A 5,121-nucleotide genomic window follows, 5' to 3' on the forward strand; every position below is an offset into this window, starting at 1 on the left:
CCGCCGGTGCGCCGGGCGGTAGAGCTACCGTCGTGACGCACCCCAGCCCGCCGGACAGACTGCTCGCCGAGGCCCGGTGGGACCTGCTCCCCGGGCATCCGTGGGCGGGCCTGGCCCGCGTCCCCGCCGGAGACGTCCGCCGGGTCGCGATCGACGGCCGCGAGTGCCGCACCAAGGCCGGGCTGCTCACCGCCTGGGCGCGCGCCCTCGACTTCCCGTCCTACTTCGGCCACAACTGGGACGCGTTCGAGGAGTGCCTGGGGGACGTCCTGCACCCCGACGGGGATCCGGACCGGCCGCCGTCCCGGCTGCTCGTCGTCCTCGGCGACGCGGACGAACTCCTCGCCGACGCGCCGGAGGCCGAACTCACCACGCTGCTGCGGATCCTGGACGCCGCCGCCGTCGACCACCTGCTCGCCGTGCTGTTCGCGGCCCACGACCCGTCCGCCACCGCGTACCGGCTCCGGGTGGCGGCCCGCGCACTGTGACGGGCCGGGCGGGACGGTGATCAACTGGCCGGTCCTGCACCGCAATTCGGCCAGTTCACCCGGCAGTCGCGACCAGTGCGCCGGAAAGCGGCGCACCGGACGTCCGACGTGGCTAGGGTCCGGCGTCATGACCCTTGACGTTGAGGTCGTCCGGGAGACGACCGACGAGCTGGTGGCCGCCTTCGCCGGCCTGCTCCCGCAGCTGTCCGGTTCGGCCAAGCCGCTGGACCACGCGGCGCTGGCCCACCTGGTGGCCTGCGACTCCAACACGCTGCTGATCGCCCGCCTCGACGGGGCGATCGTCGGCACGCTCACCCTCGTGCTGTCCCCGCTGCCGTCCGGCCTGCGGGCGCGGATCGAGGACGTCGTCGTCGACTCGGCGACGCGCGGCAAGGGCGTCGGCGCGGCCCTGACCGACGAGGCCGTGCGCTTGGCCCGGGAAGCGGGCGCCCGGACCCTCGACCTGACCTCCCGGCCGTCCCGCGAGGCCGCGAACCGCCTCTACGAGCGGGCCGGCTTCCAGGCCCGCGACTCGAAGGTCTACCGCTACGCGGGTTAGGGCGCCCGGGCGTGGGAAGTCGGCCGGTCCGACTTCCCACGCAGCAGCGGCCACCGCGCCACAGGCGAAGGGCCAGGAGAGCAGACCGACAGGCGTAGGACCAATAGCCGATGGCCCTCCGGCCCGCGCCCGGGTGGAATGGGCGGATGGATCACGCGCCACGCCCCGGGCAGCCGCACGCCGGCCTCACCGCCGCCCAGCGGTCCGCCTACCTCGACCGCATCGCCCTCCCCGACCCCGGCGCGCCCTCCCCGGAGGCGCTCGCCCGGCTCCAGCTCGCGCACCTGCGGGCCGTCCCGTTCGAGAACCTGAGCATCCACCTCGGCGAGCCCGTCGTCCTCGATCCGGACGCGCTGGTGGCGAAGGTCGTGACCGCCCGCCGCGGCGGCTTCTGCTACGAACTCAACGGCCTCTTCGCCGAGTTGCTCGCCTCGCTCGGCTACCGGGTGAGCCTGCTGGCCGCCCGGGTCTTCGACGGCGAGCGGCCGGGGCCGCCGTTCGACCACCTCGCGCTGCGGGTGGACCTGGACGAGCCGTGGCTGGTCGACGTCGGCTTCGGCCGCTTCAGCCGCGCCCCGCTGCGGCTCGACGAGCGCGGCGGACAGGCCGACGCCCACGGCACGTTCACCTTCGCCCCGATCGGCGGGCACGGCGACCTGGACGTCCTGCTGGACGGCAGGCCGCAGTACCGCCTGGGCCTGCGCCCGTACGAGCTCGCCGACTTCGCCCCGACCTGCTGGTGGCAGACCACCTCGCCGGACTCGGTCTTCACCCGCTCGACGACCTGCTCGGTGCTCACCGCCGACGGCGGCCGGACGACCATCGCCGGCGACCGCCTGATCACCACCACCCCGGCCGGCGGGCGCACCGAGGTGCCGCTCGCCGCCGACGAGGCCCTGGCGGCCTACCGCACCCACTTCGGGATCACGCTGGACCGCCTCCCGAGCCCCCCGCAGCCGCCGCGCTGAGCGGGCCATCGCCGACGGGACGCCCCCCTCACGTCGAACCGGCCCCCGCGCTGCGTGCCAGTGCCACGGCCGCGTCGAGCCGGGCCACCTCCGCCGCGTCCAGCGTGGGGTTCGCCGCGCGGCGGGCCCGGGCGGCGACGAGGTCGCCGGGACCGCCCACGTGCCGGACCAGCGATGCCAGGACGGCCCGGGCGGCGGGCGCCAGGTCGGCGGGCAGCGTGAGCGCGACCTCGGCCATGATCAGCGCCGACATCCCCGTGTCCAGCGCGGGCGGGCCCTCGGCGGCCGTCGCCCAGTCGATCACAACCGGCCCGCGCGGTGTCATCAGCACGTTCTCCGGGTGCAGGTCGAGGTGCAGGACCCGGTGCGCCGGATCGGCGCCCGTCCGGGCCGGGAGGGCGTGCAGCCGCCGCAGCAGCCCGGCCAGCAGTTCGCCGGCCGTCCCGGGCGCGAGCTCGCCCGCCACGAGGGCGTCGGCCATGGTCGGGCCCGTCAGCCGTTCCAGGACGAGCTCGCCGGGCGCCGCCCCGGCGCTCGCCGCGGGCACCGGGTAGCCGTGCTCCGCGAGGTGCCGCAGCACGGCGAGTTCGCCGGACGCGTCGCTGCCGTCGCGGTACCGGCGCAGCACCCGGTGGTCGTCCAGGGCGAACACGTCCGCCGTCCGCCCGCGCCCCAGCAGCGGCCCGGTGCCGCTTCGTTCGTCCACGCGGGGCAGGGTAGCGCCGGGCCTGGCCGTTCGGGCCGGAATCGCACAATCACTCCGGGTGTCCGCGCGGTCGCCGTAGGCTCTCATGGCGCGGCCGAGCCGCGAACAACTCCACTCTCCGCCAAGGTGGTTCACCGATGGAGCAGCCGATGGAAGCGATGGGGCAGGGCCTCGACGACGCCGAGGTGACGTACGAGCAGGTCGCGGTGGTCTCCCTCGCGGCGGGCGAGCCGGCCAATCCGGCGCGCGTCCCGGTCCGCATCTCGCGCGAGGCGATGACGGTCAAGCGCGTGGCGAGCTACTGGGTGCGCTGGGACGAGCGGCGCGGCCCGGACGACATCCGCCACCACGCGCGGTGGGTCCCCGACGAGGAGTACGTCCGCCCGGAGGCGGGGAGCCCGGACGGCACGCTGACGGTCACCGTCGCCGCGTACTGGACGTACCGGGCGGACGGGCGCCCGCGGCGGCGCACCAGCGAGACCGTGGTGGCCTTCCGCCCCGGGGAGACCGAGCACGAGCTGGTCCTCGAACGCCCCGACCCGCACCACCCGGCCGCCCTCGCGGTGCACCTGACGGACGCCCGCTGGGTGGACGGCGGCCGCGGCCGGGAGATCCACTACGGCTACTCGGGCCCGACCGAGGCCGGGGGTGCCGACGACGGCGAGGGGGAGTGGCTGGTCCGCTTCCCGGAGTACGTGACCGGCCTCCAGTCGGTCACCCGCTAGGCGGCGGCCCGGGCACGGCGGCCCGGGCGCCCTCGCGCAGGCCGATCCTGCGGGCGGGGACGCCGGCCCAGATCTCGCCGGGGCCGGTCGAGCGGGTGAGCACCGCGTTGGCGCCGACGATCGTGCCCGCGCCGACGGTCAGCACGCCCTCCTTGCACACCACCTTGGCGCCCGCGCACAGCACCGCGCCGTCCCCGACGACGACCCGCCGCATCGCGCTGCGCTCCTGCGGCACCCACGGGTCGGCCCGGCCGATCGTCACGCCGTTGTAGAGCGTCACGCCGGCGCCGAGGGTGGTGTACGGGTGCAGGACGGTGCCGAAGCCGCGGTGGAACACCGTCAGTCCGGGGCCGATCTCGCAGGCGGCCGGCACTTCCATCCCGTAGAGCGCGAGCGCCTCCTGGACCAGGCGGCCCAGGAGGCGGTGGCGGCGGCGGTAGATCAGCGCGGTGACGAGTGACATCCACCCATTGTCTTCACGCGACTACCACGAGTCACGCAACCGCGAGTCGCGCACGTCCGTCCGCTACTTGACGTCCGGCACGGCGGTGTCGTTCTTGAAGGCGTCGAACACCTGCTTGGCCTTGGCGTTGTCCCACTTCACCGCCGACTCACCGGTGTTGGTGCGGTAGTCGGGGTTGGCGATCGGGATGGTCATCGACTTGCCGCTGCCGCCGTTGACGTCCTTCATCGCGAGGAAGAGCGAGCCGAGGTCGGTCAGGCCGCTGTCGTTGTCGACGATCAGGGTGCCGAGGCCGGCGTCGACCAGCGGGTAGAAGGTGAACGGGTTGAGCACCGTGCCAGGGGAGGCCGCCTGGTGGGCCAGGGCGGAGAGGAACTTCTGCTGGTTGCGCATCCGGCCGAGGTCCTGGTCGGCCATCTGGTGGCGCTGGCGGACGAAGGCGAGGGCCTGGGTGCCGTTGAGGGTCTGGTCGCCGGCCTTGAGGTCGAGGCCGGAGTCCCGGTCCTTGATGTCCTGGTCGATGTGCAGCTGCACGCCGCCGACCGCGTCGACGATGCCGACGAAGCCGGAGAAGCCGATCTCGGCGTAGTGGTCGATGCGGATGCCGGTGTTCAGCTCGATGGTCTGGACGAGCAGCCGGCCGTTGCCGTTGGCGAAGGCCGAGTTGATCTTCGAGGTGGTGGCCTTGAGGGTCTTGCCGCTGCTGGTCTTGTACTCCGGGATCGGCACCCAGGAGTCGCGCGGCACGCTCAGCAGGGTGTTCCCCTTGTCCCCGACGTGCAGGATCATCATCGAGTCGCTGCGCTTGCCCTCGACGTCGTGGCCGGTGTGGAGCTTCTCCTCGTCGGCGTCGGAGAGGCCCTCGCGGCTGTCCGAGCCGACGATCAGCCAGTTGGTGCCCTTGCCGGCCGCCGGGCGGCCGGGGTAGTCGGCGAGCACGTTGTCGTGGTTGATCTTGGAGTCGGCCCAGAAGTAGGTCGAGACGGCCGTCACCATGACCGCGATGAGCAGGCCGAAGACCGTCCACTTGGCGATCCGGCCCTTGGACCAGCCACGGCGCCCGGCGGGGCCCGCCGTGCCCGGCCGGGTGCCGCCGGGCGCGCCCGGGCCACCGGGGTGCTCGTCCACCGCCACCAGCACCCGGACGTCGGGGTCGTCCAGCTCCTCCAGGCCGCCGAGCGTGAAGCCCATCTCGGGCAGGCCCTTCTCGGA

General features: G+C 74.3%; 7 protein-coding genes. 4 read left to right on the forward strand and 3 right to left on the reverse strand.

Annotated elements, in window-relative coordinates:
• The first annotated feature begins 32 nt into the window (after positions 1 to 32).
• From AB0O00_RS29030 to AB0O00_RS29040, 3 genes are all read left to right on the forward strand, one after another.
• Positions 33 to 488, forward strand: a complete 456-nt coding sequence (locus AB0O00_RS29030) for a barstar family protein (protein ID WP_363656726.1) — start codon at positions 33 to 35, stop codon at positions 486 to 488.
• Between the two features lie 127 nt (positions 489 to 615).
• On the forward strand, positions 616 to 1,047 hold the full coding sequence (locus AB0O00_RS29035) for a GNAT family N-acetyltransferase (protein WP_363656728.1): 432 nt from the start codon (positions 616 to 618) through the stop codon (positions 1,045 to 1,047).
• A gap of 146 nt (positions 1,048 to 1,193) precedes the next feature.
• Positions 1,194 to 2,015, forward strand: a complete 822-nt coding sequence (locus AB0O00_RS29040; RefSeq protein WP_363656730.1) for an arylamine N-acetyltransferase — start codon at positions 1,194 to 1,196, stop codon at positions 2,013 to 2,015.
• Positions 2,016 to 2,043: 28 nt separating this feature from the next.
• Here the strand turns inward: AB0O00_RS29040 and AB0O00_RS29045 are convergent, their stop codons facing one another.
• Positions 2,044 to 2,721: a phosphotransferase gene (locus tag AB0O00_RS29045; protein WP_363656732.1), complete on the reverse strand. Its 678-nt coding sequence runs from the start codon at positions 2,719 to 2,721 to the stop codon at positions 2,044 to 2,046.
• 137 nt (positions 2,722 to 2,858) lie between these two features.
• Here AB0O00_RS29045 and AB0O00_RS29050 point away from each other — a divergent pair, with 137 nt between their 5' ends.
• Positions 2,859 to 3,446: a hypothetical protein gene (locus tag AB0O00_RS29050; protein WP_363656734.1), complete on the forward strand. Its 588-nt coding sequence runs from the start codon at positions 2,859 to 2,861 to the stop codon at positions 3,444 to 3,446.
• Here AB0O00_RS29050 and AB0O00_RS29055 read toward each other — a convergent pair.
• Together AB0O00_RS29055 and AB0O00_RS29060 are read right to left on the reverse strand one after the other, a co-directional pair.
• Entirely contained in the window at positions 3,436 to 3,909 is a 474-nt protein-coding gene (locus AB0O00_RS29055; RefSeq protein WP_363656736.1) for a hypothetical protein, read from the reverse strand. The two genes, AB0O00_RS29050 and AB0O00_RS29055, sit on opposite strands and share 11 nt — an antisense overlap.
• 63 nt (positions 3,910 to 3,972) lie before the next feature.
• A partial coding sequence (locus AB0O00_RS29060; RefSeq protein WP_363656738.1) for an LCP family protein occupies positions 3,973 to 5,121 on the reverse strand: 1,149 nt, incomplete at its 5' end.

Origin of the sequence: Kitasatospora sp. NPDC093558, from assembly GCF_040683475.1 — a bacterium.
Taxonomy (GTDB): domain Bacteria; phylum Actinomycetota; class Actinomycetes; order Streptomycetales; family Streptomycetaceae; genus Kitasatospora.

Bases quoted from the DNA above. Each gene is read 5' to 3' on its own strand.
- AB0O00_RS29035 (WP_363656728.1), top strand. From the start codon at position 616: ATGACCCTTGACGTTGAGGTCGTCCGGGAGACGACCGACGAGCTGGTG.
- AB0O00_RS29040 (WP_363656730.1), top strand. From the start codon at position 1,194: ATGGATCACGCGCCACGCCCCGGGCAGCCGCACGCCGGCCTCACCGCC.
- AB0O00_RS29055 (WP_363656736.1), bottom strand. From the start codon at position 3,909: ATGTCACTCGTCACCGCGCTGATCTACCGCCGCCGCCACCGCCTCCTG.
- AB0O00_RS29050 (WP_363656734.1), top strand. From the start codon at position 2,859: ATGGAGCAGCCGATGGAAGCGATGGGGCAGGGCCTCGACGACGCCGAG.